This window comes from Bifidobacterium lemurum (assembly GCF_014898175.1).
Taxonomy (GTDB): domain Bacteria; phylum Actinomycetota; class Actinomycetes; order Actinomycetales; family Bifidobacteriaceae; genus Bifidobacterium; species Bifidobacterium lemurum.
Window position 1 is genome coordinate 415,103 of the sequence record NZ_CP062948.1, and the last position, 25,620, is coordinate 440,722.

At 64.8% G+C, this 25,620-nt stretch carries 12 protein-coding genes; 6 read left to right on the top strand and 6 right to left on the bottom strand.

Going from position 1 to position 25,620, the window contains the following annotated elements; genetic code table 11:
* Positions 1 to 83 precede the first annotated feature (83 nt).
* From BL8807_RS01660 to BL8807_RS01680, 5 genes are all read left to right on the top strand, one after another.
* Positions 84 to 1,409, top strand: a complete 1,326-nt coding sequence (locus BL8807_RS01660) for a serine/threonine-protein kinase (RefSeq protein ID WP_072723618.1) — start codon at positions 84 to 86, stop codon at positions 1,407 to 1,409.
* Positions 1,410 to 1,525: 116 nt separating this feature from the next.
* Positions 1,526 to 7,420, top strand: coding sequence for an Ig-like domain-containing protein (locus BL8807_RS01665; RefSeq protein ID WP_072723616.1), 5,895 nt, complete (start codon positions 1,526 to 1,528; stop codon positions 7,418 to 7,420).
* A 2-nt stretch (positions 7,421 to 7,422) separates the two neighbouring features.
* Positions 7,423 to 8,580 (top strand): AAA family ATPase, encoded by a 1,158-nt coding sequence (locus BL8807_RS01670; RefSeq protein WP_072723614.1) that lies wholly within the window; start codon positions 7,423 to 7,425, stop codon positions 8,578 to 8,580.
* Positions 8,581 to 8,882: 302 nt separating this feature from the next.
* The gene (locus BL8807_RS01675) at positions 8,883 to 10,088 is read left to right on the top strand and encodes a DUF58 domain-containing protein (RefSeq protein ID WP_072723612.1); all 1,206 of its coding nucleotides are present in this window, start codon (positions 8,883 to 8,885) and stop codon (positions 10,086 to 10,088) included.
* Complete coding sequence (locus BL8807_RS01680; RefSeq protein WP_072723610.1) at positions 10,085 to 12,880, top strand: transglutaminase TgpA family protein; 2,796 nt, start codon at positions 10,085 to 10,087, stop codon at positions 12,878 to 12,880. Before BL8807_RS01675 ends, BL8807_RS01680 begins: the two co-directional genes overlap by 4 nt.
* Here the strand turns inward: BL8807_RS01680 and BL8807_RS01685 are convergent.
* From BL8807_RS01685 to BL8807_RS01700, 4 genes are all read right to left on the bottom strand, one after another.
* Positions 12,825 to 16,877, bottom strand: a complete 4,053-nt coding sequence (locus tag BL8807_RS01685) for a DNA-directed RNA polymerase subunit beta' (RefSeq protein ID WP_072723608.1) — start codon at positions 16,875 to 16,877, stop codon at positions 12,825 to 12,827. The two genes, BL8807_RS01680 and BL8807_RS01685, sit on opposite strands and share 56 nt — an antisense overlap.
* Positions 16,878 to 16,929: 52 nt before the next feature.
* Positions 16,930 to 20,460 (bottom strand): DNA-directed RNA polymerase subunit beta, encoded by a 3,531-nt coding sequence (rpoB, locus tag BL8807_RS01690; protein ID WP_072723606.1) that lies wholly within the window; start codon positions 20,458 to 20,460, stop codon positions 16,930 to 16,932.
* Positions 20,461 to 20,696: 236 nt separating this feature from the next.
* The gene (locus BL8807_RS01695; RefSeq protein ID WP_083570081.1) at positions 20,697 to 21,278 is read right to left on the bottom strand and encodes a hypothetical protein; all 582 of its coding nucleotides are present in this window, start codon (positions 21,276 to 21,278) and stop codon (positions 20,697 to 20,699) included.
* Between the two features lie 513 nt (positions 21,279 to 21,791).
* Positions 21,792 to 22,739 carry an HhH-GPD family protein gene (locus tag BL8807_RS01700; RefSeq protein ID WP_072723602.1) on the bottom strand — a complete coding sequence of 316 codons (948 nt, stop codon included), beginning with the start codon at positions 22,737 to 22,739 and terminating at the stop codon, positions 21,792 to 21,794.
* A 242-nt stretch (positions 22,740 to 22,981) separates the two neighbouring features.
* On the opposite strand from BL8807_RS01700, the gene BL8807_RS01705 reads away from it, so the two are divergent.
* Entirely contained in the window at positions 22,982 to 23,626 is a 645-nt protein-coding gene (locus BL8807_RS01705) for a tRNA (cytidine(34)-2'-O)-methyltransferase (RefSeq protein ID WP_072723600.1), read from the top strand.
* Positions 23,627 to 23,870: 244 nt separating this feature from the next.
* On the opposite strand, the gene BL8807_RS01710 is transcribed toward BL8807_RS01705, so the two are convergent.
* On the bottom strand, positions 23,871 to 25,235 hold the full coding sequence (locus BL8807_RS01710) for a PFL family protein (RefSeq protein WP_072723598.1): 1,365 nt from the start codon (positions 25,233 to 25,235) through the stop codon (positions 23,871 to 23,873).
* An 88-nt stretch (positions 25,236 to 25,323) separates the two neighbouring features.
* Positions 25,324 to 25,596, bottom strand: coding sequence for an ACT domain-containing protein (locus BL8807_RS01715; protein WP_072723596.1), 273 nt, complete (start codon positions 25,594 to 25,596; stop codon positions 25,324 to 25,326).
* Between the last annotated feature and the right edge of the window lie 24 nt (positions 25,597 to 25,620).

A 25,620-nucleotide genomic window follows, 5' to 3' on the forward strand; every position in this document is an offset into this window, starting at 1 on the left:
TACCCCTTACACACCATATGAATTTCTGTCCGATTGCGTGGCGACAATGACTGGACCAATGAACCCGCAACGAGGAGGGCATCATGATCAACGCACCACCATTCCCGTCTCCGCCACGGTTGCCCGGCTATGATTTCATCCGAGTGTTGGGCTCCGGATCCACCGCCGTGGTGCTGCTCTACGCCCATCACACGCCCAGCCGCCATGTGGCGGTGAAGGTCAGCGATCCCGCCGCAGGCTCCCTCGCCGCGAGCGCGCTCCGGCACGAGGCCGCGGTGATGGCCCGACTGCCCCGTCATCCGCACATCCTTCGCATCTTCGACTCCGGGTGCACCGATGACGGTCGCGCTTACATCGTCGTCGACTACGCCGAGCAGGGCGCCCTCGCCGATCTGCTGCGCCACGGGCCGTTGCCCTGCGCACGCGCGGTGGATGTGGGCGTCCGTCTGGCAAGCGGCTTGTATGCCGCCCACCGCTGCGGCATCATCCACCACGACATCAAACCCAGCAATGTGCTGATCGGAACGCGGGGACTGCCGATATTGGGCGACTTCGGCGTTTCCCGCGACATCTACGCAGACCATCCGGCCGGACATTCGCCGCCATGGGCCGCACCGGAGGTGTTGCGGGGAACCAGCGCCGGCGACGAGGCGTCGGATATCTATTCGCTGGCCGCCACGATATTCGCGATGCTCGCGGGAGCCTCCCCCTACGAGCACGGATACCGTCCCCGCTGCGAGACCGAGCTGATCGCGTCGATACTCGGAAAGCCGCTGCCGCATATCGGACGTGACGATGTTCCCGCGGATGTGGAACGAGCCCTGCGCATGGCGCTTGACAAGAATCCCGGCGACCGCCATTACTCCGCGCTGGAATTCGCCAGGGCGTTGCAGCGGGCGCAGCACGCCAGCGGATTCCCACCCACTCCTGTGGACGCGGAGAACACGCCCCGATACCCGGACGATCTTCAGCGGTGTGTATCGGGAGGGTTTCGCAGGTGCGATGGATCCGACGGACTTGACGAACGCAACGGGTTTCGCGGGCTTGACGAACGCGATGCGTTTCGCAGACGCAAGGGGCGCGGCATGCCACGCCCGTCGCGTTCGGATACGTCCCATCCGACGGCGGCGCTTTCAACATGCCCGGCACGTTCGCGGCACCGGGCGAAAACCCTCGCCGTCATCGTCGCCGGCACGGCGGTGTCGGCGACCGTGGCGGCGATAGTCGCATGTACCGTCATGGTTTTCATGGATGCCGTGCCCAGCCCGACCGGAAGTCGGATCGACGTTCCCCGCGGCAACGGTGGATACCGCCTACGCGCGCCGGACGAGGCCCTCGTCCAAACCGCCGGAACAGGCGGTTCCATCCGCGTCGCGCCTGGCGGCACGCTTCAGAAGGAGGTGGCATGATGACATGGCGATCTCGATCGACAAGACGATCTCGGACGACAAGACGATTTCGAAAGACATGGCGCCCTCGCGCCCACGCCGCGCATCCCGCAAGCGCAACGTGCGACGGCCGGCGCATGAACATCGCTCGACGCCTCGCCTCCATCGCCGCCAGCCGGTGGGCGCTGCCCGTGGCCGCGCTGCTGGCGATGACCGCTCTTATGGTGGGATCCATCGTCATCAGTTCGGTGACCAGACGGCATGTGCGTCTTGATGACGGCACCGTATGGGTTTCCTCCTTGGCGCAGGGCAAGGCGGCGCGTTTCAATGTGCGCAACCGGGAGGCAGATGCCGGCGTGGCCTCCTCCGCCGCGCGTTTCGACGTCGTTCAACATAACGACGCCACCGTATTGGCGCAGCCCGGCCGTCTCATGTCGATCTCGGCATCCACTGCGAGCACGGACGCCGTCGTGGACGCCTCAAGCGCCGCCATAGCCGCCATCGGAGGCGAGACCATCGCCGTCCTCAACAGCGCGACCGGCGGCGTGTGGGCCGAGACGACCGATAGATTCAGCGCTCTTGACCCCAGCGGCGATCCCCCGTGCATGCGGCTCGGTTCCGGCGGCAGAATCGCCGTCAACGCCGATGGCCATGTATACGGATACCGGCCGAAGGACGGCGTGGTGCTGCGATGGCATCCCGCCGATGGCGGCGCGCCCGAACAGCTCGAATCGCTCACCGGCGGACGCTTCACCCATGCCGACGATTTCACCGTCATCGACGACGTGCCGGTGATCGTCACGGGAGACACCGTGCTGTTCCCACATGGCGACGCCGTCGTCGATGGTGCCGACACGCTCACCTTGCAATCCCCTCCCGTCGACGGGCGGCAACAAGGATGGGTGGCGGCCGCCAGCGACCGCGGATTGGCGGTCATCGATCTTGGCTCCGACTCCCCCGCTCCCTTGGTGTCCACGACCGGAGGAAGGTCCGCCGCCGCGCGGCCGGCCGCCATGGCCGGCTGCGTGTATGCGGCTTGGAGCCAGAACGCCAACAATTACCTGCGATGGTGCGCGCCCGACGCCGACTATGATTCCACGGATCTTCTCACGTTGGAATCGGTGCATGCCGGCAGCGAGCTGGTGTTCCGGACCAACCATCGGCTGGTGGTGCTTAATGACGTGACGGACGGCACGGTATGGAATACGGATGGGAGCACCGCCGCCATCACCATCCAATGGGATGCCGTGCGAGCGGAAGAGACGGAACACGAACGCGGCCATACCGGTTCCATCAGCGACCATCGCGAGTTCAGCGCCACATGTTCCGCCCAATCCGAACGGTTCGCCGCGGTGGATGACGAATTTGGAGTCAGGGCGGGAACCTCTCGGATCGTCGACGTATTGCGCAACGACGAGCACGGCGACTGTTCCGTGCTGCGCGTCACCGCCGTGGGCATGCCAGACAACCCGGATGTGTCCGCGCACACCATCTACGACGGAAGATACCTGCAGGTCGACGCCACCGACGCGACCGTCGGCAGCGCACGGTTCCGATATGACATCTCCGACGGCCGGGGACGAACCGCCAGCGCCACGGTGCTCATCACAATCACCGGCAAAGACAATCATGCGCCCGTGCAATCCGACATGCCTCCGCATTTCGATGTGGAGCAGGGGTCCACGTATACGGCCAACGCGTTGGCAGGCTTCACGGATCCCGACGGCGATCCGATGACGTTGACGTCCGCGGTGGCGCAGCATACCGATCAGGTGGCGGTGTCCACCCGAGCGGACGGGCAGCTGGTGTTCGACGCCGGATCCCTATCGTCCGGACGCATAGGCGTGCAGGTCGCCGTCTCCGATGGCCGGAGCTCCGGCACGGGCATCGTGTATTTCTCGATCAAACCGGCGAACACCCTCACCGCGGTTATCGACCCGGTGGTGCGGCAGACCATGCCTGGAACCGACACCGTCATCGATCTGAGCACGTATGTGCACGGCACGTCCTCGCAACCGGCACGGCTCACGAAGGCGGATGCCGTCGGCGGCGGAGACGACGCCCGAGTCACCGCCGACTCCGATGATATGAGCATCGCGTTCCGTTCTTCGCAAACAGGCACCCACTATGTCTCCTACACGATTGAGCAGGGCTCGATTCCCGCCACAGGGCTGGTGCGCGTGGAGGTCAACCCGGCCACCGCCGAACGCGCCGGGCCGGTGGTGGCCGATGATGCGACGTCTTTGGCTTCAGATCTCACCTCCATCGTGGAACCACTCGCCAATGACGTTGATCCGATGGGCGGAGTCCTGGCGATCACCGAGATCCACGTCGACGAGGGCTCCGGAGTCACCGCCGCCGTGGTGGGTCATCGACGCGTGTATCTCACCGCGAGCCAAGCGCCGACGGCACCGGTGCCGGTCTCGTATACGGCGGCCAACGTGGCCGGCACCGCCAGCGGCACCATCGTGGTGCATCCGCCCGCCTGGGAGGCCGCCGGCCATGCTCCGAAAGCGGAGGATATCGCCGTGCGCGTACGCGCAGGAGGCATCGTCACCGTGGATGTGCTCGACCACGTCACCGCCGCCGGCGGCGGCACCGCCATACGCGTGAGCGATGATCTGCGCGTCGACGAATCCGCGTTCCGCGGTCTGGCGTTCGTATCCGGCGGCACCGTGCGATATCAGGCTTCCGACGAGCCCGGCACCTACAGCATCGTCTACACCGTGGCGGACGCTTTGGGGAATGCGGCTTCGGCCACCATCACCGTCGCCGTGCATGCCTGCGACGCCGATTCCAAAGCCGCTCCCACGCCACGCGCCATCGAAGCGCAGGCGGCCGCCGGACGACGCACGCGTATTGCCGTCGACCTGACCGGCATCGACGTGGACGGCGACGATGTGCAGCTGCTGGGATTGGGCAATAGCGCGCCCAAGCTCGGACGCATCGTCGAAGTCGGATCCGATTACATGATGTATGAGGCGTATGCCGATTCCTATGGAACGGACGATTTCACGTATGCGGTGGAGGATTGGACCGGACAACGGGCGCAGGCATGGATCCGCGTGGGCGTGGTCCCCACCTCGAGCTCCTCAAATGGCTCAAGAGTGACGGCACGCGATGATGAGATCGTCTTGCGCCCGAACACCTCGGCCGCGGTGCCGGTGACGCATAACGACATCGCCGCCGATGACGCCGATCTCACCCTCGACGCGCGATTGGACACGCAAGGCATCGTGGACGCGCGGGTGGACGGCGATATGGTCGCGTTCACCGCGCCGGCGTCGCCGGGAACCTCTTATATCTCCTATACGGTCGCCGACAAGGCGGGATTGCGCGATACCGGCACGCTGCGCGTGACCGTCGACCCGGACGCCGCCATCGAAGCGCCCACCGTCAACGACTATCGGGTGCCTTCATCCGCCACCATCGACAAACGGTCCGTGGATGTGGATGTGTCCGATTGGATCTCCAACCCTTCCGGTCCCATCGACGACCTGCGGGTGGAGGTGCATGCGTCCGCGCGCGATCATGCGCGTCTCGCCGACGGCGAGGGATCCACGATAATCAGCGTGGACTTGACCGACGAGGCGCGCGCCGTGCCGTATACGGTGATGAACACGGCATACGGCGTCACCGCCACGGCTTTCATCCATGTGCCCGCCTATGGCGTGTTTCCTCCGACGTTGCGCCCCAAAGCACCGCCGTTGACGGTGAACGCCGGGGAGACCATCACCATCGCCATCGCCGACTATGTGCGGGTGGGCGCGGGAAAACGGCCATATGTGGCCGATACCGGCTCCATCAGCGCCACCAAAGCCGCCGACGGCGACCTGATGGTGGATGACGAGACCCTGCGGTTCACCGCGCTCCGGGAATATGCGGGCCCTGCCTCCATCACCTTCACCGCAGTGGATGGCAGGCAAGGTTCGGATGCCGCGATCATCAATTCATCCGTGATCACGCTGCCCATCACGGTGGTCGGCCGAAACACTCCCGCGCCGATGTTCTCGTCGGCGACCATCGAGGTGGAGGCCGGCGCGGACGCGGCCGTCATCGATCTGGCCGCGCTGACGCATACACCGGACAATGCCTCGAATACCGAACGACGGTATTCCTTTTCCAGCGCGGGCTCATCCGACGAGCGCGTCGAGGCGACCGTCACCGCCGCCGGACTGCTGCGCGTCAGCGCCGCCGTAACCGCCAAGCCCGGCGTCACGGCCGCCATTCCCATCACCATCGACTATGGCCACGGCACCATACGTGCCGGCATGACCGCGCGCGTGGTGGCGTCCACCAGGCCTTTGGCCCGCGTCGGCAACACCACCGTGAAGGTTCACGCGGGTTCGAACGTATCGGTGGACCTGCTGTCCGAGGCATACAATCCTTTCCCCGGCACCTCTTTGCGGGTGGTGTCCTGCGAAGGGGGCGAAGGCTTGGCGATCGACGTCGAATGCGGGAAGTCCGGCATGGTCGACATCCATGTCGCTTCGGATATCGGCGCTTCCACCACCACCGTGCTCGCCACCGTGAGGGATGGCACCGATACGCGGGAACGCGAAGTCACCGCCGGCATCACCGTCGCCATCGTGGACAGGCCCGAGGCGCCGTTGCTGTCCGCAGTGGCCGGCGCCGCCGAAAACGGACGGGTGACGTTGCGTTGGACTCCGGGCTCGCCCAATGGCGAAGCCATCGACGAGTATCGCGTGTCTTGGTCGGGCGGCGGCATCGGCGAGCGCTCCTGCGGCACGGCCACCCGTTGCGTGGTCGACGGTCTGATCAACGGACGACGATATGAGTTCACCGTCGCCGCGCACAACGCGGTCGGATGGTCCGAGGAATCCCATACCGCCGTCGCCACGCCGGATACGACGCCCTCCGCGCCCACGGATGTCGCCGTCACCGCGGGCCACCGGCGGGCGAAGGTGCGTTGGGCCGCGCCACAAGGTGATTTCACCGCGGTCACCGGATACACGGTGACGCTCACGTTCAGCGATGGACGCTCGCTCATCCAGCAGACCGACGGGCTCACACACACCTTCGTCATCGATGACGAATACGTCAGCGACGGCGTCACCGCCACGGCCACGGTGACGGCCGCGAACGCCATCGGAGACAGTCCCGCCTCAACCCCGTCCGCCCCCAGCGTGATTTGGGGGACTCCCGACGACATCGACGGCTTGGTGTCGGCCACGCAGGACGAACGCAATGGCGATTCGGTCACGGTGGGGTTGCGGGCGCTGCCCGATATGCGCAATGCCGGATGCGAGGCGTTGCGGTTCACCGTGGGTGAGGCATCCACCTCCGCGCCTTGCACGACGCTTTCGGCGAATCTGCGTATTGACCCATCGGATTTCGGGCGTCGACTCACCGCCACGGTCACGGTGGTTCCCGAACGTTCGGAAGTCGACGCTCCCGCCGCGTCCGTTACGGTCGTGCCCGTGTATACGCCGTCGCCGCCAATCGACGCGCGCATCATCCGCAACGACGGCGTGTGCATCGTATCGGCCCGCAGTTCAGACCCATCCCATAACGACGGCATGGCGATCACCCGCAACGGCGTGGCGGTCGACGGCGACCGATATGCCATCAGCGAATGGACCAGCTGCGGTTCCGTGGAGGTCAGACAAATGTTCCGAGGGCAATCCAGCGAGGCCGTGACCGCATCCAACACCGACGTGTGGAAGGTCGCGCCTGCGTTCCGCACCGACTATCGGCCGACGTGGAGTGGCCGCGACCGCCTTGTGTTCCGACCGAACGCCATGGTGGACGCGTGGGGACAGCCGGTCACCGCCGTCATCACGGTGATGCGCGGCGACAAGACCATCGCCTCGACGGGTTCGTTAACCACACTTTCCTCCGCCGTCACCGTGGATTTGGCCGACACGTCCGACGAATCCCTCATCTGGACGATCACGCTCGTCTCCGGCGAGCCGATGCTGTGCGGGCGAGCCAGCGGCATCGTGCCACGGCGTGCCGCGTCCCAATCGGTATGCGCCGTCCGTACGTTCCGCGTTTCGACAAGGAGATGATGATGACCGGCTCACAGAACACATTCCTCTCCGACGAAACGGTGCTCGTCGACGCCACACGACCGTCTGACAAAACGCGGCCGCCCGGAGATCCGTTTCAAGGCACGCCGCCTGAGGCGGTTTCGGGCATGCCGGAGAATATGCCAGGCATCGTCACGGCACCTCCGCCGCAGATCGCATGGTTCCGGCAATGCTTCTCCGCTTTGGTGGAGAACGTCTCCGCGGTGGTGCTCGGCCAGACCATGCCGATCACGCAATGCGTCACCGCGCTGCTGGCCGGCGGCCATGCGCTGATCGAAGGCGATCCAGGAACCGGCAAAACACAGATGGCGCGCAGTGTGGCGTATTCCATCGCTGCATCGTTCAAACGCATCCAATTCACACCGGACCTGTTGCCTTCCGACGTGCTCGGCGTGACGTTCTACGACCAGCGGCACGCAGAATTCACGTTCCGCCAAGGTCCGGTGTTCGCCTCCATCGTGTTGGCCGACGAAATCAACCGCGCCAGCGCGAAAACCCAATCCGCGCTGCTGGAGGTCATGGAGGAGCGGAAGGTCACCGTGGACGGCACCTCCTATGAGGTTCCCCAACCGTTCATGGTGATCGCCACGCAGAATCCCAACGAGCAGGCCGGCACCTATCCATTGCCCGAAGCACAGCTCGACCGTTTTCTGATGCGCATCGCCATCACGCATCCCGACCACGCCACATCGGTGGCGGCGCTTCGGCAGATCGACGTCATCGACCGTGCGCGCACCATCCGGCCCGTATGCGCCACGGACGATATTCTTCGCATGCGCCAAATCGCGGCCATGGTGCATATCGATGAGGCGATCCGCGAATACATCGTGCGTCTGGTCGAAGCGACCCGACATGACGAACGCATCGCCGGCGGCGCCTCCATGCGGGCCATATTGGCGTTGGCCCGCTGCGCGCGCATTTCGGCCGCCGCGGAGGGGCGCGCCTATGTGGTTCCGAGCGATGTCTGCGATCTGGCGCGCGCCGTCCTCGCCCATCGTCTACGGCTCACCACCCAAGCCGCGTACGAGGGCGTAGGTGCGGAAGAACTCATCACGCGGATTCTCGAGAACGTTCCCATACCGCAAGTCGACGAAGGCCCCGTCAATCGTCCGGCGCATCGACGAAAGGGCGGATCATGACTGGATTGCTATCCACCGGCCGTCCGCCTGTCGTACTGCGGCCATTGGCGGCCGCCGCGCGTATCGCGTATGGCGTACGCAGCACATATGGCGCACGCAGCGCATATGGCGTACGCAGCGTCGCACATGGCATACGCCGGCGAGCGCACAACATATGGCGACGAGCGCGCGATGTATGGCATCGCGTTCCCGTCGAATCCGTGCGCCGGCACGCTCGCGTCGTCTCTCCTTTGGGATGGGCGGTATCCGCATGCGCGGTGATATGCCTGACGGTTTTCCCCTATTGCGGATGGCATGAATCGTTGACGTTCGGATTGTTCGCGTCGACTCTGATGACGGTCGCTTTGCTGTCGTCGCTTGGCGGCATGCGATACGATGCCTCGATGCAGGTGTCCGACCGACGAGTCAAAGCGGGCGATGCGTTCAGTGTGCATATGGAGGTCAGCGAGCGTGGCGCGGGCCGATTCCGTATCTCCGGACCGTTTGTGGATCTTCCCATCGGTAGGATGCGCACACGATTCGCCATCCCTCGACTGGCGTCGGGCGAGTCCGCCGTCATGGATGTGCGTCATGTCGCCGAAGCCCGCGCCGTATTGCGAATCGGCCCGCCGCTTATCCGCCAGGGTGACCCGTTCGGTTTCATATGCCGTGAACGGCCTCTGACCACGCACGCCTGTGTGTTCGTCCATCCCGCCACCGTGCGTCTGGTATTGCCGCGCACTGGAGTTTCCCACGATTTCGAGGGGTTGGCGAACGGTCGGGTCGTCTCCGACGATCTTGACCTCCACGGACTGCGCCCATACGAGTTCGGCGATGACATACGCCATGCGCACTGGTTGAGCAGCGCGAAAAGCGGGCGGCTGATGATTCGCCAATACGAGGAGACATGCCGCTCCGACACCTCGTTGACGCTTGACGTGGCCGCCGATCATTACGATTCGCCGGAGGAGTTCGAATTGGCCGTATCCGTCCACGCCTCCATCGGCATCGCCTGTCTCGAGCAGGAAAGGGCGATCGCCATGCACGCCGGCACCACGCATATCATGCCGCATGATGCCTTGGCGTTGCTCGACGCGGCCAGCGCCATACGCCGCAACGTCGGCGATTCCTCCGACACCGACGATGCGGTCAGCGTCGACGTTGCCGACAGAACCAACAGCGCAGATACAGGGACTCGCCCCCGTCACGCTACCGCTGACGCCGACGCCGACGCCGATAGTGTCGGCACAAGGACTCCCCCGCACCAAGCCACCGCCGATGCCGCGAATCTCATGGGCGAAACCGTACGATATACGCCTCGTGCCTCACGGTACGTGCTGGTCACAGGTTCTCGCACGAGTCTGGACCGGATCGCACATGCCGTGATGGCGCTGCCCCACTCCGCCCGCCGCGTGGTGGTGCGAGCCGCTCTCGGCGGGTCCGGCGATGTACGGGACCTCGCCGGATTCACCATAGTCGCCGTCGGTTCCTTGGATGGTCTGCCGCCGTTCTCGGAGGTGATCATATGACCGCCCTCACCTCCTCCGCCACCGTCGTCTCCTCCACCAACGCCATCCGCGCTCGCAGCAACCGACGCCTGCGTGTTCGGGAATTTCATCCGTCCCGCCGCCGTGACAACACCATCCACGTCCGCGCCGACCGACGCGGCAAGGCACGCGCGGAGAACGGCGGCGCAGGCCACAGCGCAGACGTTTTGCACGAGAACGTTTTGCGTGCGGATGCCGCCTGCGGTCAGGCGCTGCGGCAAAGCCGAATCATCACCATGGCATGCGTAATCACAGTCATGCTGCTCGCCGTGGCCAATCTCATCGACGTATACGGCGACCTCTCGCAATGGGCGTCGGCGGCCGTCCCCGCCGTAATCGCAGGCGCGGCGATCGCGTGGGCCGGCACGCGACCGGCATGGCGGCTCTGGTGGCAGCTGGTATTGCTGGCGGCCTCCCAATGCGTGCTTGGCCCGATCATCGCCGTGAACCACACCACGGTGGCGCATATGCTGCCCACATGGCGCACCCTGGCCTTGGGATGGGAGGCGACGTTCGGCTCGTTCAAATATCTCATCGCCATAGAACCCCCGACCGGAACCGCCGATGGTTCGCTGATGGCGGTATGGACGATCGGCTTGTGGTTCACGTTGCTGGCGGGTGTGTTCGCATTCGCCGAAACCGCCTGGCTCAATACGCTGTCCGCGCTGCCGATCGGCATGGCGGTGGCGGTCTGCGCATGGCTCGGCACCGATTCGGGATGGCACCGCGCGGGTTGCGGCATACTGATGGGAATCATGCTTACCGTCTGGCTGTCGTGGAAATGGCGACTGCTTGAGTGGCGGAGGTGGCGAACGGCGGTGGCCATGCTGGCCGTCGCCGTCACCATCGCGGGATCAAGCCCACTTATGCTGGCGCAGCATCGTCGCGTTCTGCGCGATGCATACGATCCACCGTTGACCCCGATCGCCTACGCCAGTCCGTTAAGTGGTTTTCGATCCTATATCAAAGATCATCGGGACGAGACGCTGCTCACCGTCGAAGGACTGCCCAAGGGTACGCCGATACGGCTTGCGGTGATGGACCATTTCGACGGCGTCGTATGGAATCTCACCGGATCCACGGAATATGACGATTCCACGCGACCTCACGAATCCACGCGGTCCGCCGGATCATCACGGTATCGCCGTATGGGGACGCGTATCCGTAACGAAGAACGGGGCGAACCCTTCACGGCCACATTCACCATCGGATCCGGTTTCACCGATGTCTGGCTGCCGCTGGCCGGTGCCGCCACCGCCGTCGATTTCCTCGACGATGAGGATTCACGCGCGTTCTTCTACAACGTCGACACCGATTCCGGCATTCTCCCTCATGGCACAGCCGAAGGCATGACCTATACCGAAACCGGCGTGTTCCCCGCCGTTCCCAGCGACGCGGCCATCAACCGGGCGACCGCCGCGCATATCACCCAACCTCAGGCGTTGGATGTTCCCGAAGCCGTCGACGAACTCGCTTCGGCTATCGCCGGAGGCCAGACCAGCGGCGGCGAAGCGGCTCGGGCGTTGGCCGCCGTGCTCAGGGAGTCCGGCTGGTTCTCGCATGGGCTCGAAGGCGACTATCCCTCTCTTGCCGGTCACGGCAATTACCGTATCACCAGCCTGTTGTCCGGCGACGCCATGGTGGGCGACGACGAACAATACGCCTCCGCCATGGCGCTTATGGCCAGGGCGGTCGGCCTGCCCAGTCGTGTGGTGATGGGATTCAGATCAGAAAACGGTTCCGCGAACGCCAAAAGCGCAACCGATGTCGGAATCCTAGGTGGGACCCGAGGCGAGGTCCAAGGCGAAATCCAAGGTGGAGCCGATTCCGCGGGCGACCATGGTTCCGCAGTCTCGTTCACCGGTGATGATATCGCCGCCTGGGTGGAGATAAACCTGTCCGGATTGGGTTGGGTGGCGTTCCATCCCACGCCCGACGAGGCGAAAACCCCCAACGACGATCTCACGCTCGCGCCTCCCGATCCGCAAGTTTTGGTGCGCCAGCCGCCGGTGCCGCTCACCGATCCGCTGCGGGACGCGCCACGGATTCGGCCGCACAGTTCGATCACAGGAACCGACGCCGAGAGGAACGAAGGCAATCCGTTCTGGGAAGGGTTCATAGGCATCGTCGTTCGCATCATCTTGGTTGGCAGCCCGCTGTGGATGGCCATCATCCTTATCTGCGGCATCCTCGTCCTCAACGCGGCGCGACGCGTGCTGGCGCGTTGCCGCGGCACGCCGCGACAGCGTATCCTCGCAGGCTGGGGTACGCTGTGCGATCTCGCCGAACGTGACGGCATACCGCTATCAGGCTCTCGACGCCAGCAGGCGGCCGATATCGTCGACCACATGCCGCTCTTACGCGAGAATCTGGCGCAGACCGTGCGGGCGTTGGGCTATGCGGCCGATTTCGCCGCTTTCTCAGGCCAGTCGATTCACGCCAAACAGGCGCGCCGATACTGGCGACATGTCGACCGACTCCATGCGGCCATGCTGCGCGCACTCCCCCGGACCCGCCGGTGGCGCGCGCGTCTCGCGCTGCGAGGAACGCGTCCAAAACGAAGTCCTTCCATACGTGATTCTCCGCGGAGACGGGCAAAGCGACCCCGACGCGGACCAAATCCACGTCATTGCGCATGCCCCCCCCGGGATACGGGCAGGGCCCCGGCATCCCTTGGGAATGCCGGGGCCCTGTGGTCAGCGTGTCAGGCGTTTCGCTTTACAGCACGTCTCCCAGATCGCCGCCGAGGTCGACCTGACCGCCGGCGTCGTTGAGGAAGTCGTCCGGATTGAAGTCGTCGCCGAGCTTCAGATCGCCGAAGTCGATGTTGGAGAAGTCCACATCGCTCAGATCGGCGTCGGAGAAGTCGGCGCCGGCCTCCATATCGCCACCCAGACCGAAGTTCGGGTAGATGGTGTCGCGGATCGCCTTGTCGGGCTCGACCACGGCGTTGCGGTAGCGGGCGAGGCCCGTACCGGCCGGGATGAGCTTACCGATGATGACGTTCTCCTTGAGGCCCTTCAGGTCGTCGACCTTCTGGCTCAGAGCGGCTTCGGTGAGCACGCGGGTCGTCTCCTGGAAGGAGGCGGCCGACAGCCACGAATCGGTGGCCAGCGAGGCCTTGGTGATGCCCATCAGCGCAGGACGGCCGACGGCGGGCTTGCCGCCGTTCTTCACGGTCGCCATGTTGGTGGCGCGGAAGCGGGCGTTGTCCACCAACTCGCCGGGCAGCAGATCGGTGTCGCCGGAGTCGATGATGGTGATGCGGCGGGTCATCTGATGCACGATGACCTCGATGTGCTTGTCGTGGATATCCACACCCTGGGAGCGGTACACGTTGTGCACCTCCTCCACGATGTTCACCTGGGCGGCGCGCTTGCCGAGGATCGTAAGGATCTTCTTCGGATCGACGGAGCCTTCGACCAGCTGGGTGCCGGTCTTGACGTGTTCGCCGTCCTTGACAAGCATCGGCACGCGGCGGGACACCTGATACGTGATCGGCTTGATCACGCCGTCCTCGGTCGGAGCGCCGGAGTCGGCGTCCGGAGTGAGGACGATCTGGCGGCCGCGGTCGTTCTCGGTGACCTTGATGGTGCCGGCGAACTCGGTGATCGGCGCCTCACCCTTCGGGGTGCGGGCCTCGAACAACTCGGTGACACGGGGAAGACCCTGCGTGATATCGGAGGCCGAGGCGACGCCGCCGGAGTGGAAGGAGCGCAGCGTCAGCTGGGTACCGGGCTCGCCGATGGACTGGGCGGCGACGATACCGACGGTTTCGCCGACGTCGACCAGCTTGTTGGTGGCCAGCGACCAACCGTAGCACTTGGAGCACACGCCGCGCTTGGACTCGCAGGTGAGCACGGAACGGCACTTGACCTCTTCGATGCCATGCTCGACCAGCGTGTTGAGCGCGTCCATCGACAGGGCGTCGTCGCGCTTGAACAGCACGGTCTCGCCGTCGGCCGGGTCGATCACGTCGGCCGCGAGCAGGCGGGAGTACGGGCCACCGTCGGCGGCCTTGACCAGCGTCAGGTTGCCGTCGGCGTCGCGGTCGGCCACGCGCAGCATGAGTCCGGCCTTGGTGCCGCAGTCCTCTTCGCGCACGATCACGTCCTGGGAGACGTCGACCAGACGACGGGTCAGGTAGCCCGACTCGGCGGTACGCAGTGCGGTATCGGCCAGACCCTTGCGGGCGCCGTGCTGCGAGATGAAGTACTCCAGCACGGACAGGCCCTCGCGGTAGTTGGACTTGACCGGACGGGGGATGATCTCGCCCTTCGGGTTGGCCACGAGGCCTCGCATACCCGCGATCTGGCGGATCTGCATCCAGTTGCCTCGCGCTCCCGACTGCACCATGATGTTCACGTTGTTGGCGTCGTGGAAGTTGTCGCGCATGGCCTCGGCCACTTTGTCGGTGCACTCGGTCCACAGGCTGATGAGCTCCTCGCGGCGGTCCTCCGCGGTGAGCAGACCCATGTCGAACTGGTCGTTGACCTTGGCGGCCTGCTGCTCGTAGTCGGCGATGATCGCGTCGCCTTCCGGCGGGGTGGCGATGTCGGAGAAGGACATGGTCACGCCGGACCACGGGGCGCGGGTGAAGCCGAGATCCTTCAGGGCGTCGAGCGTGGCGGCCACCTGCTGGGTGGAGTAGCGCATGGCGATGTCGTCGACGATGTTCGACAGACGGCCCTTGGCGACCTGGTCGTTGACGAACGGGTAGTCCGTCGGCAGGGTCTCGTTGAACAGGATGCGGCCGAAGGAGGTGGCGAACAGCACGGTGCCGTCGTGGAAGCGCTCTTCCTTGACGACCTCGGCGCTGCCCGGCTGCGGGTCGACGACCTGCACCTCGCCCGGCTCCCAATCGGTGGGCAGGGTGAAGTCCTGCGGCAGGCGGATCAGCACCTTGGCCTGCATGTCGATCTCGTGCAGGTCGAGCGACATCTCGGCCTCGTCCAGCGAGGAGAACACGCGGCCCTGGCCCTTGGCGCCCTCCACCACGGTGGACAGGTAGTACAGACCGAGGATCATATCCTGCGAAGGCATGGTCACGGTGTGGCCGTCGGCGGGCTTGAGGATGTTGTCGGACGACATCATCAGCGAGCGGGCCTCGGCCTGGGCTTCGGCGCTCAGCGGCAGGTGCACGGCCATCTGGTCGCCGTCGAAGTCGGCGTTGAAGGCGGCGCAGGCGAGCGGCGGCAGGTGGATGGCCTTGCCTTCGACCAGAATCGGCTCGAAGGCCTGGATGCCCAGACGGTGCAGCGTGGGCGCGCGGTTGAGCAGCACGGGATGCTCGGCGATGACCTCTTCGAGCACGCCCCACACCTCGGAATCGCCGCGGTCGACCAGACGCTTGGCGCTCTTCATGTTCTGCGCGTAGTTGAGGTCCACCAGACGCTTGATGACGAAGGGCTTGAACAGCTCGAGCGCCATCGGCTTGGGCAGACCGCACTGGTGCATGCGCAGGGACGGGCCCACCACGATCACGGAACGGCCGGAGTAGTCCACGCGCTTGCCGAGCAGGTTCTGACGGAAGCGGCCCTGCTTGCCCTTGAGCATGTCGGACAGGGACTTGAGCGGACGGTTCGAGGCGCCGGTGACCGGGCGTCCACGGCGGCCGTTGTCGAACAGCGAGTCGACGGCCTCCTGGAGCATGCGCTTCTCGTTGTTGAGCATGATCTCCGGGGCGCCGAGCTCGATGAGGCGCTTCAAACGGTTGTTGCGGTTGATCACACGACGGTAGAGGTCGTTCAGATCGGAGGTCGCGAAGCGGCCGCCGTCGAGCTGCACCATAGGCCGCAGATCCGGCGGGATGACCGGAATCGCGTCGAGCACCATGGCCTCCGGCTTGTTGCCGGTGGTCAGGAAGGCGTTGACGACCTTGAGACGCTTCAGGGCCTTGGTCTTGCGCTGCTCGGAGGCGTCCTTGATCTCTTCCTTCAGCTCCATGGAGATGGCCTCAAGATCGAGGGACTGCAGACGCTTCTTGATCGCCTCGGCGCCCATGCAGCCGTCGAAGTAGTCGCCGTAGCGGTCCTGCATCTCACGCCACAGATCCACATCGTCGATCATGTCGCCGGGGGCAAGCTTCTTGAACTTGTCGAACACGGCGTCCAGACGGGAGATCTGGTCGTTGAAACGCTGGCGGATGGCGGCCATCTCGCGCTCGGCGCTGTTGCGCAGCTTGGCGCGGGCGGGTCCCTTGGCCTCGCCGGCGGCCTCGAGCTCGGCCAGATCGGATTCGACCTTCTTGGCGCGCTCCTCGATCTCGTTGTCGCGGCGGCGTTCCAGCTGCTTGATCTCGGTGTCGAACTCGTCCTGCAGACCGGGCAGATCCGTGTGGCGCTGCTCATCGTCGACCTCGGTGACCATGTAGGAGGCGAAGTAGATCACGCGCTCCAGATCCTTCGGGGTCACGTTGAGCAGGTAGCCCAGACGCGACGGCACACCCTTGAAGAACCAGATATGCGTCACCGGAGCGGCCAGTTCGATATGGCCCATGCGCTCGCGGCGCACGCGGCTCTTGGTCACCTCGACGCCGCATCGCTCGCACACGATGCCCTTGAAGCGCACGCGCTTGTACTTGCCGCAGGCGCACTCCCAGTCGCGGGTCGGGCCGAAGATCTGCTCGCCGAACAGACCGTCCTTCTCGGGCTTGAGGGTACGGTAGTTGATGGTTTCGGGCTTCTTGACCTCGCCGTGGCTCCAACCGCGAATATCGTCGGCGGTGGCGAGACCAATCCTCAGTTTGTCAAAAGCGTTGACATCCAGCACTTGTGTTGTCCTGTCTTTCGTAAATTCGGATACAAGTTCAGATCAGTTCAGATCACTGATATTCGGGCGTGTCGACGATCTGGTCCTCTTTGGCGGACGCGTCGGGACGCGCGCCGATGTTGAAGCCGAGGTCGTCGGAGGATGAGACGGGGTCGTCGTCCTCGTCCTTCATGTCGATGGCGACGCCTTCCGCGTTGAGCACCTCGACGTTCAGGGACAGGGACTGCATTTCCTTCAGGAGCACCTTGAAGGACTCGGGAATGCCCGCCGGCGGCAGGTTGTCGCCCTTCACGATGGCGCCGTAGACGCGCACGCGGCCGTCGACGTCATCGGACTTGGTGGTCATCATCTCGTGCAGCGTGTACGCGGCGCCGTAGGCCTCGAGGGCCCACACCTCCATCTCGCCGAAGCGCTGGCCGCCGAACTGCGCCTTGCCGCCCAGCGGCTGCTGGGTGATCATCGAGTACGGGCCGGTGGAGCGGGCGTGGATCTTGTCGTCCACGAGGTGGTGCAGCTTCAGCATGTACATGTAGCCCACGGAGATCGGCTTGCCGAAGGGTTCGCCGGTGCGGCCGTCGAACAGCGTCGCCTTGCCGTCGGGGCCGACCAGACGGTCGCCGTCGCGGTTGGGCAGCGTGGTGGACAGCAGGCCTTCGAGGGCCTCCGGACGCACGCCGTCGAACACCGGGGTGGCCACCGGGGTGCCCGGCTCGGCCTTCTCGGCGCCGGCGGGGATGAGCTTCTTCCACTCGGCCTCCATATTCGGGTCGAGGGAGATGTCCCAGCCGGAGTGCGCGATCCAGCCGAGGTGCAGTTCGAGCACCTGGCCGAGGTTCATTCGCGAAGGCACGCCAAGCGGGTTGAGCATGATGTCGACCGGAGTGCCGTCCGCGAGGAACGGCATGTCCTCCTCGGGCAGAATGCGCGAGATGCAGCCCTTGTTGCCGTGGCGGCCGGAGAGCTTGTCGCCCACAGTGATCTTACGGTGCTGGGCGATGTACACGCGGATCATCTGGTTGACGCCGTTGGGCAGCTCGTCGCCGTCGTCCTCGGCGTCCTCGCGGGTGATCTCCTTGACGCCGATGACGGTGCCGGTCTCGCCGTGGGGCACGCGCAGGGAGGTGTCGCGCACCTCGCGGGACTTCTCGCCGAAGATGGCGCGCAGCAGACGCTCCTCCGGGGTCAGCTCGGTCTCGCCCTTCGGGGTGACCTTGCCGACGAGGATGTCGCCGGCCTCGACCTCGGCGCCGATGCGGATGATGCCGCGCTCGTCGAGGTTGGCCACCGCGTCCTCGCCGACGTTCGGCAGGTCACGGGTGATCTCCTCGGCGCCCAGCTTGGTTTCGCGGGCGTCGATCTCGTACTCCTCGATGTGGATGGAGCTGAGCGTGTCGTCCTGGACGATGCGCTGCGAGATGATGATGGCGTCCTCGTAGTTGTAGCCGTTCCACGGCATGAACGCGATGAGCAGGTTCTTGCCCAGAGCCAGCTCGCCCTTCTCGATGGCGGGGCCGTCGGCCAGCACGGTGCCGGCCTCGACGCGTTCGCCGTCCTTGATGATCGGGCGCTGGTTGTAGCAGGTGGTCTGGTTGGAACGCTGGAACTTGGCCAGCTTGTAGCTGGACTGCGTGCCGTCGTCGTTCATCGTGCGGATGATGTCGGCGGAGACGTAGGTCACCACGCCGTCCTTCTCGGCCTTGATCACGTCGCCGGAGTCGTTGGCGGCGCGCCATTCGGAACCGGTGCCCACCAGCGGGCGCTCGGATTCGATCAGCGGCACGGCCTGGCGCTGCATGTTGGTGCCCATCAGCGCTCGGTGGCCCTCGTCGTGCTCCAGGAACGGGATCAGGGAGGCGCCGAGGGAGACCATCTGGCGCGGGGAGACGTCCATGTAATCGACCTGGGAGACCGGAACGTCGACCGCCTCCTCCTCGCCGACTCGGGCGAGGGCCTCAGCCTTGACGAAGTTGCCGTCCGCGTCGAGCTCCTGGTTGGCCTGGGCGATCACGTGGTCGAGATCGCGGTCGGCGGTCATGTACTCGACCTCGTCGGTCACGCGGCCGTCCACGACCTTGCGGTACGGGGTCTCGATGAAGCCGAACGGGTTCACGCGGCCGAAGGTGGCCAGCGAGCCGATCAGACCGATGTTCGGACCTTCGGGGCTTTCGATCGGGCACATGCGGCCGAAGTGGGACGGGTGCACGTCGCGCACCTCCATGGAGGCGCGGTCGCGGCTCAGACCGCCGGGTCCCAGGGCGCTCAGACGGCGCTTGTTGGTCACGCCGGAGAGCGGGTTGTTCTGGTCCATGAACTGGCTCAGCTGAGAGGTGCCGAAGAACTCCTTGATGGTGGCGTTCACCGGGCGGATGTTGATCAGGGACTGCGGGGTGATGGCCTCGGCGTCCTGGGTGGTCATGCGTTCGCGCACGACGCGCTCCATACGGCTCAGGCCGGTGCGCAGCTGGTTCTGGATCAGCTCGCCGACCTGGCGGATGCGGCGGTTGCCGAAGTGGTCGATATCGTCCACATCCACGCGCAGGTCCACGTCCTGGCCGTCGCGCTTGCCCGGGAAGGCGGTCTTGCCGTCATGCAGCGTCACCAGATACTTGATGGTGGCGATGATGTCTTCCTGATGCAGGGAACGGTCGTTGTAGTCGGTTTCCAGACCGAGCTTGCGGTTGATCTTGTAACGGCCGACGCGGGCCAGATCGTAGCGCTTGGTGTTGAAGTAGAAGGAGTCGAGCAGGTTCTTGCCGGCCTCCGGAGTGGGGGTGTCGGCCGGGCGGATCTTGCGGTACAGGTCGACCAGGGCCTCTTCCTGGGTCTCCAGGGTCTCCTTCTCGAGCGCGTCGAGCACCAGCGGATAGTCCTTGAACGCGTCGGCGATCTCGGACTTGCTCATGCCGATGGCCATCAGGAACACGATGGCGGACTGCTTGCGCTTGCGATCCACGCGCACCTGCGGCTGGTCCTTCTTGTCCACCTCGAACTCAAGCCACGCGCCGCGGCTGGGGATAATCTTCGCGCCGAAGACCTCCTTGTCGGAGGTGCGGTCCTGCTGGCGGTCGAAGTACACGCCCGGGGAGCGCACGAGCTGCGAGACGATCACACGCTCGGTGCCGCCGATGATGAAGGTGCCGTGCGGGGTCTGCAGCGGGAAGTCGCCCATGAACACGGTCTGGGACTTGATCTCGCCGGTGTCGCCGTTCTCGAATTCGGCGTTCACGTACAGCGGGGCGGAGTAGGTGTAGTCCTTCTCCTTGCACTCCTGCACGGTGTGGCGGGGCTCCTCGAAGTACGGGTCGGAGAACGTCAGGCTCATGGTCTGGGCGAAGTTCTCGATCGGGGAGATCTCCTGGAAGACCTCGTCGAGGCCGGAGATGTGCGGCACGGTGTTGGTGCCGTTTTCGATGTCTTCCTCGACGCGCTTCTTCCAGCGGTCGGCGCCGATCAGCCAATCGAAGCTGTCGGTCTGCACGCCCAGCAGGTAGGGCACATCGATGGGTTCCTTGATGGAACCGAAGTTCACACGGTCCGAAGCCTTATGCAGTTCGATTTCGCGGCTATCGGCGCGCGCGTTCATGGTGGTGTTCGTCGTAGCTTCAGTGGCAGCCAATGGACGTTCCTTATCGCTCGCTAGTCTTTCGGCGGAATTCCGCCGTTTTACCGGGGAGAGACGCCGGCACGGCCACCATATGCCTGTGCGGGCGCTCATCGTCGTTGGTGGGGCTTAAAGCCCTGGTCGGCATGCCCGCAATATGACACACCTCATGCAAAGTCACAAGACTACCTGTACACGCGGACATTCCCGTCCCGTCATCACTGGACGGTGAACACCACCTGGTCGCTGGTCGCGTCGGGAACGTCTTTGAGGCTGAGCCGCGCCACATAGGTGCCGGGATTCACCGTGGACCAGTCCGCCTCGTCTGTGCATTCGGTGAGCGTGGCGTTCGCATTCGTGTTCCACGTGATCGTCTGGATGTCCTTGTCGCCTTTGGCCATCAGCAGCATGCGCGGATCGGCCGCGCACACATCCGACCTCCAGATGGTCTCCTCGCCGGAGGTGATGGTGAGCACACGGCTGGAATCCGAGCCGTCGATCAGGCAGCTGCCCGACCCCTCATGCACGATCGAGGCGGAGAATTCCAACGCTCCCCCGACCGCCACGGTCTGTGACTGCGCGGTGAGCTGCAGACTCACGTTCTGCGCCGTGCAATCCTTGGTGCCGCTGGACTGCTTGGCCTCGGGCACCTCCTCGCGCGAGATCGCGTATATGTCGTCATGGTTGATCAGGGTTCCTATGGCGCTCGCGCCGCGGGTCAGACTGTAGCAGCAGAACACCACCACCGCGATCGCCAACGCCAACGCCAACGCGACCACGATGCGGCGACGGCGGTACATCGCCCTTTTCTTGCGCGCCTTCGCGCTTAACGGCTTGCGCGGCTTTCTCGTCGAGGCCCCGCCCAATCCCAGTCGAGCCGAGACACCCGGCTTCTTCGCCGAGGTGCGCGACGAAGCACGCGCGGAATCCCCTCGCGACGTTCCCGTCCGACGCGACCGGCCGTCCGAGGCGGCACGCTTGGACGAGCCGCCGACGCCCGACGACGAATTCGCTCCGGATCCGACCCCACGACGGGTGCCCGAGGCACGGCCGGCGCTGTCGGCGCGGCCATTCCCGGCGGAACGTGGCTGTCTGGTCTGAGGCATATCCACGAGTGTATGCCCTCCTCACCGCATCCTCATGCGAGACACGGCATCCCCGTCTCCTTTTCACATGCGGGCCGCATCATCCGCCATCACCCACGTTCGGTAATCCGTCGAAGCGCACGCAATATCATCCGTCCCAATCCGACCATCCGAACGCTGACGAAAGGAATCCGACGCGCCTCCGTCAGCCCAAGCCGCACTCAACCATTAGCGGGGCAGACGCAGCGAGCCGTCGGGAAGAATCTCGATCAGACCATCCTCATCCAACGAGGCGATGCAGGAGTCGAGCTGCACATGGTCCTTCCACAGCGATTCCACCTGTTCGCGCGGCAGCGAGCGCGGCGCGGCGGCATGGGCCCGCGAGGCGGCGGCCGTCGTCCGCGGCTGCGACGACGCGTGTTCCGAAGACAATCCTCGTAACGCGTTCAGCACGATGCCACGCACCTGGCGATCGGTGCCTTGGAAGCGCTGCCGCGGACGCGTGCGCTTCTCCCCCAGTCCCGGCAGACCGGATTCGAGAAACAGACACTCCCCCGCGATCGGGCAGCGCTCGCACAGCGGCTTCTTCGCCGCGCACACCACCGCGCCCAACTCCATCACCGCCTGGTTCCACATCACCGAAGCGGACGGATCCTGAGGAAGCACGGTATTGGCGAGGGCGCGTTCCGCGGCGCTGGCCGCCCCTCCCATCGATTCCTTGCCGAGGAACACACGACTGAGCACGCGGCGGATATTCGTGTCGATCACCGCGACGCGTTTGCCGTATGCGAAACTCATCACCGCGCTGGCCGTATAGTCGCCGATGCCGGGCAACGCGACCAGCCGCTCATAGGTGCGCGGCAGTTCGTCGGCGTAGCGTTCGGATACTGCTTGCGCGCATTCCTGCAATCGCAGCGCGCGGCGCGGATATCCCAACCGGCCCCACATGGTGATGACCTCGGCCGTCGACGCGCCGGCGAGCGCCGACGCGTCCGGCCACAGCTCCATCCAGGCCTGCCAGTACGGCACCACCCGGCTCATCTGCGTCTGCTGGCTCATCACTTCGGAGACGAGCACGCCCCATGGCGTCGCGCGCCCGAACCGCCATGGCAGATCGCGCGCGTTCGCCTCCCACCATGCCGCCAGTCGCTTCGCGATCCGCGGCGCGGCGGCCACGGCCGTCCGTTCCGCCCCGTCATCCCCGACACAGGACGCAGCCCGCTCGTTCCCGTCACCTTGAACACGAGTCGCGGGCCGACCTTCCCCGTCGCCCCGAACACAAGCCGCGGGCCGTCTCTCCTCATCTTCACGGGCATATGCCTCAGCCTGCCCTTTCCCGTCGTTCCGACCGGAGAGCGAAGCTCGAGGCGCAGGAATCTCATACGCAGTGTCGTTCATCATTCATATTCTTAGCAGCTATGACGAACGATATGAAACGCCCTGAGGAATCCCAAGTCGGCAAGATGTTCGAATACGGCTACCGCAAATCGAATTACGGCCCGGACGAATTGGTGACCGACGCGCATGGCAATCCGATCTCCGTGGTCGATGCCATGCTCACGGCGGAGAAGGCCGCGGCGACGGAAACCGTGACGCCTCATCTGTGCTATTACTCGCCGCGCATTCCCGGCAACACCGGTTCCGCGATCCGCCTGTGCGCGGTGACCGGAACGATTCTGCATCTGGTGGAGCCGTTGGGGTTCAACCTGCGCGACACCAAGCTGCGCCGGGCCGGTCTCGACTACCACGACATGGCGCATGTGGTGCTGCATCCGAATTTCGACAATCTGGTCGAATCGATGCCGAACTCGCGTATCATCGCGTTCACCGCGCACGCCACCAAGCTCTACACCGAGGTGGAATACCGTCCGACCGATATTCTGCTGTTCGGCCCGGAGCCGGGCGATATCCCCGATCCGATGGATATCATGGCCGGTCCGCATGTGGCCGAGCAGGTGCGTCTGCCGATGCGGCCGAGCCTACGTTCCCTGAATCTCACCAACTGCGCGTCGATCGCCATCTACGAGGCGTGGCGTCAGCTGAATTTCGCCGGCGGGAAATAGTCGTGATCGAGTTTGGTGTGTCCGGATTGCTGAATTGACCGAAGACCAAAACAAAAACCGCGGAATTCCGCGGTTTTTGTTTTTAGGCACACTGCCTAGTGGCGGGTTTGGACACACCAAACTCGCAATGACGCCCTTCCTCCGTCATCCCGAGCGGAGCACGCAGGGCGGAGTCGAGGGATCTCTAACCTTTGGGATCCCTCGACTCCGCTCGGGATGACGCACGACGAATAGACGTTGTGCGTCAGTTCTTGAAGCTGTGGATCGGGGCGGGGATGCGGCCGCCACGGGTCACGAACGCCTCGCAGCTCGTCTGGTTCACCGGCATGATCGGCGCATAGCCCATCAGGCCGCCGAAGTTCGCCATCTCGCCCACGCCCTTGCCTTCGACCGGAATGATGCGCACGGCGGTGGTCTTCTGGTTCACCATGCCGATGGCCGCCTCGTCGGCGATGATGCCGGAGATGGTCGAAGCGGTGGTGTCGCCCGGAATCGCGATCATATCAAGGCCGACCGAGCACACGCAGGTCATGGCCTCGAGCTTCTCAATCGTCAGGCAGCCGGCTGCGGCCGCGTCGATCATGTTCTTGTCTTCGGAGACCGGAATGAACGCGCCGGACAGGCCGCCGACATATGAGGAGGCCATGATGCCGCCCTTCTTCACCTGGTCGTTGAGCATGGCGAGCGCCGCGGTGGTGCCGGGCGCGCCGACCTGCTCCAGCCCGATCTTCTCGAGCACCTCGCCCACCGAATCACCCACGGCCGGGGTCGGCGCGAGGGAAAGATCGATGATGCCGAACGGAATGCCGAGGCGGCGCGACGCCTCCTGCGCGACCAGCTGGCCCACGCGCGTGATCTTGAACGCGGTGCGCTTGATCGTCTCGCACAGGAATTCGAAATCCTTGCCCTTGGCCGCGTCGAGCGCGCGGGAGACCACGCCGGGGCCGGAGACGCCGACGTTGATCACGGCGTCTCCCTCGGTCACGCCATGGAAGCCGCCGGCCATGAACGGGTTGTCGTCGGGCACGTTGCAGAAGGCCACGAACTTCACGCATCCGTAGGAATCGTTGTCGCGGGTGGCGTAGGCGATGTCCTTGACGATATGGCCGAGCAGCTCCACCGCGTTCATGTCGATGCCGGTTTTGGTGGAGCCGACGTTGACGGACGAGCAGACGATGTCGGTTTCGCTTAAGGCCTGCGGCAGCGAGCGGATCAGCAGCTCCTCGGCCGGGGTCATCGACTTGGAGACGAGCGCGGAGTAGCCGCCGATCAGATCGACGCCGACCTCTTTGGCCGCGCGGTCAAGCGCGTGCGCGATCTTCACGAAGTCCTCGGAGGTCTTGCACGAGCTCGCGCCGACCAGCGAGATGGGGGTGACGGTGATGCGCTTGTTCACGATCGGAATGCCGTAATCGCGTTCGATGGCCTGCCCGGTGGAGACGAGGTCGCGCGCGTAGGTGGTGATTTTGCGGTAGATGTTGTCGCACACCTCGTCCACGGTGTCGGCCGCGCAGTCGAGCAGGCTGATGCCCATGGTGATGGTGCGCACGTCGAGCTTCTCCTGCTCGATCATCTGGTTGGTCTCGTGGACCTCCATGATATTCAGCATGGTGTTTCCTTATATCCCTGTCATTGCGGGCGAACGAAGCGGATTCTCATACACGACGCTTCGGCTTCGCCCGGCACGACGATAACGATCAGATACGGTGCATCTTCGTGAAGATCTCTTCGCGCTGGCAGCGGATGCGCACGCCGATCTGCTCGCCGAGCTGGTCGAGCTCCTCGACGATGGCGCCGAATTCCTCGTCGGCCTCGGTCACGTCGACAATCATCATCATGTTGAAGAAGCCGTCGATGATGGTCTGCGAGATGTCGAGCACGTTGATCTTGCGCTCGGACAGGTAGGTGCAGACGCGCGCGATGATGCCGACCGTGTCTTGGCCGACCACGGTGATGATTGCCTTGTTCATGGGTTTAGGCTCCCTCGGAGTAAG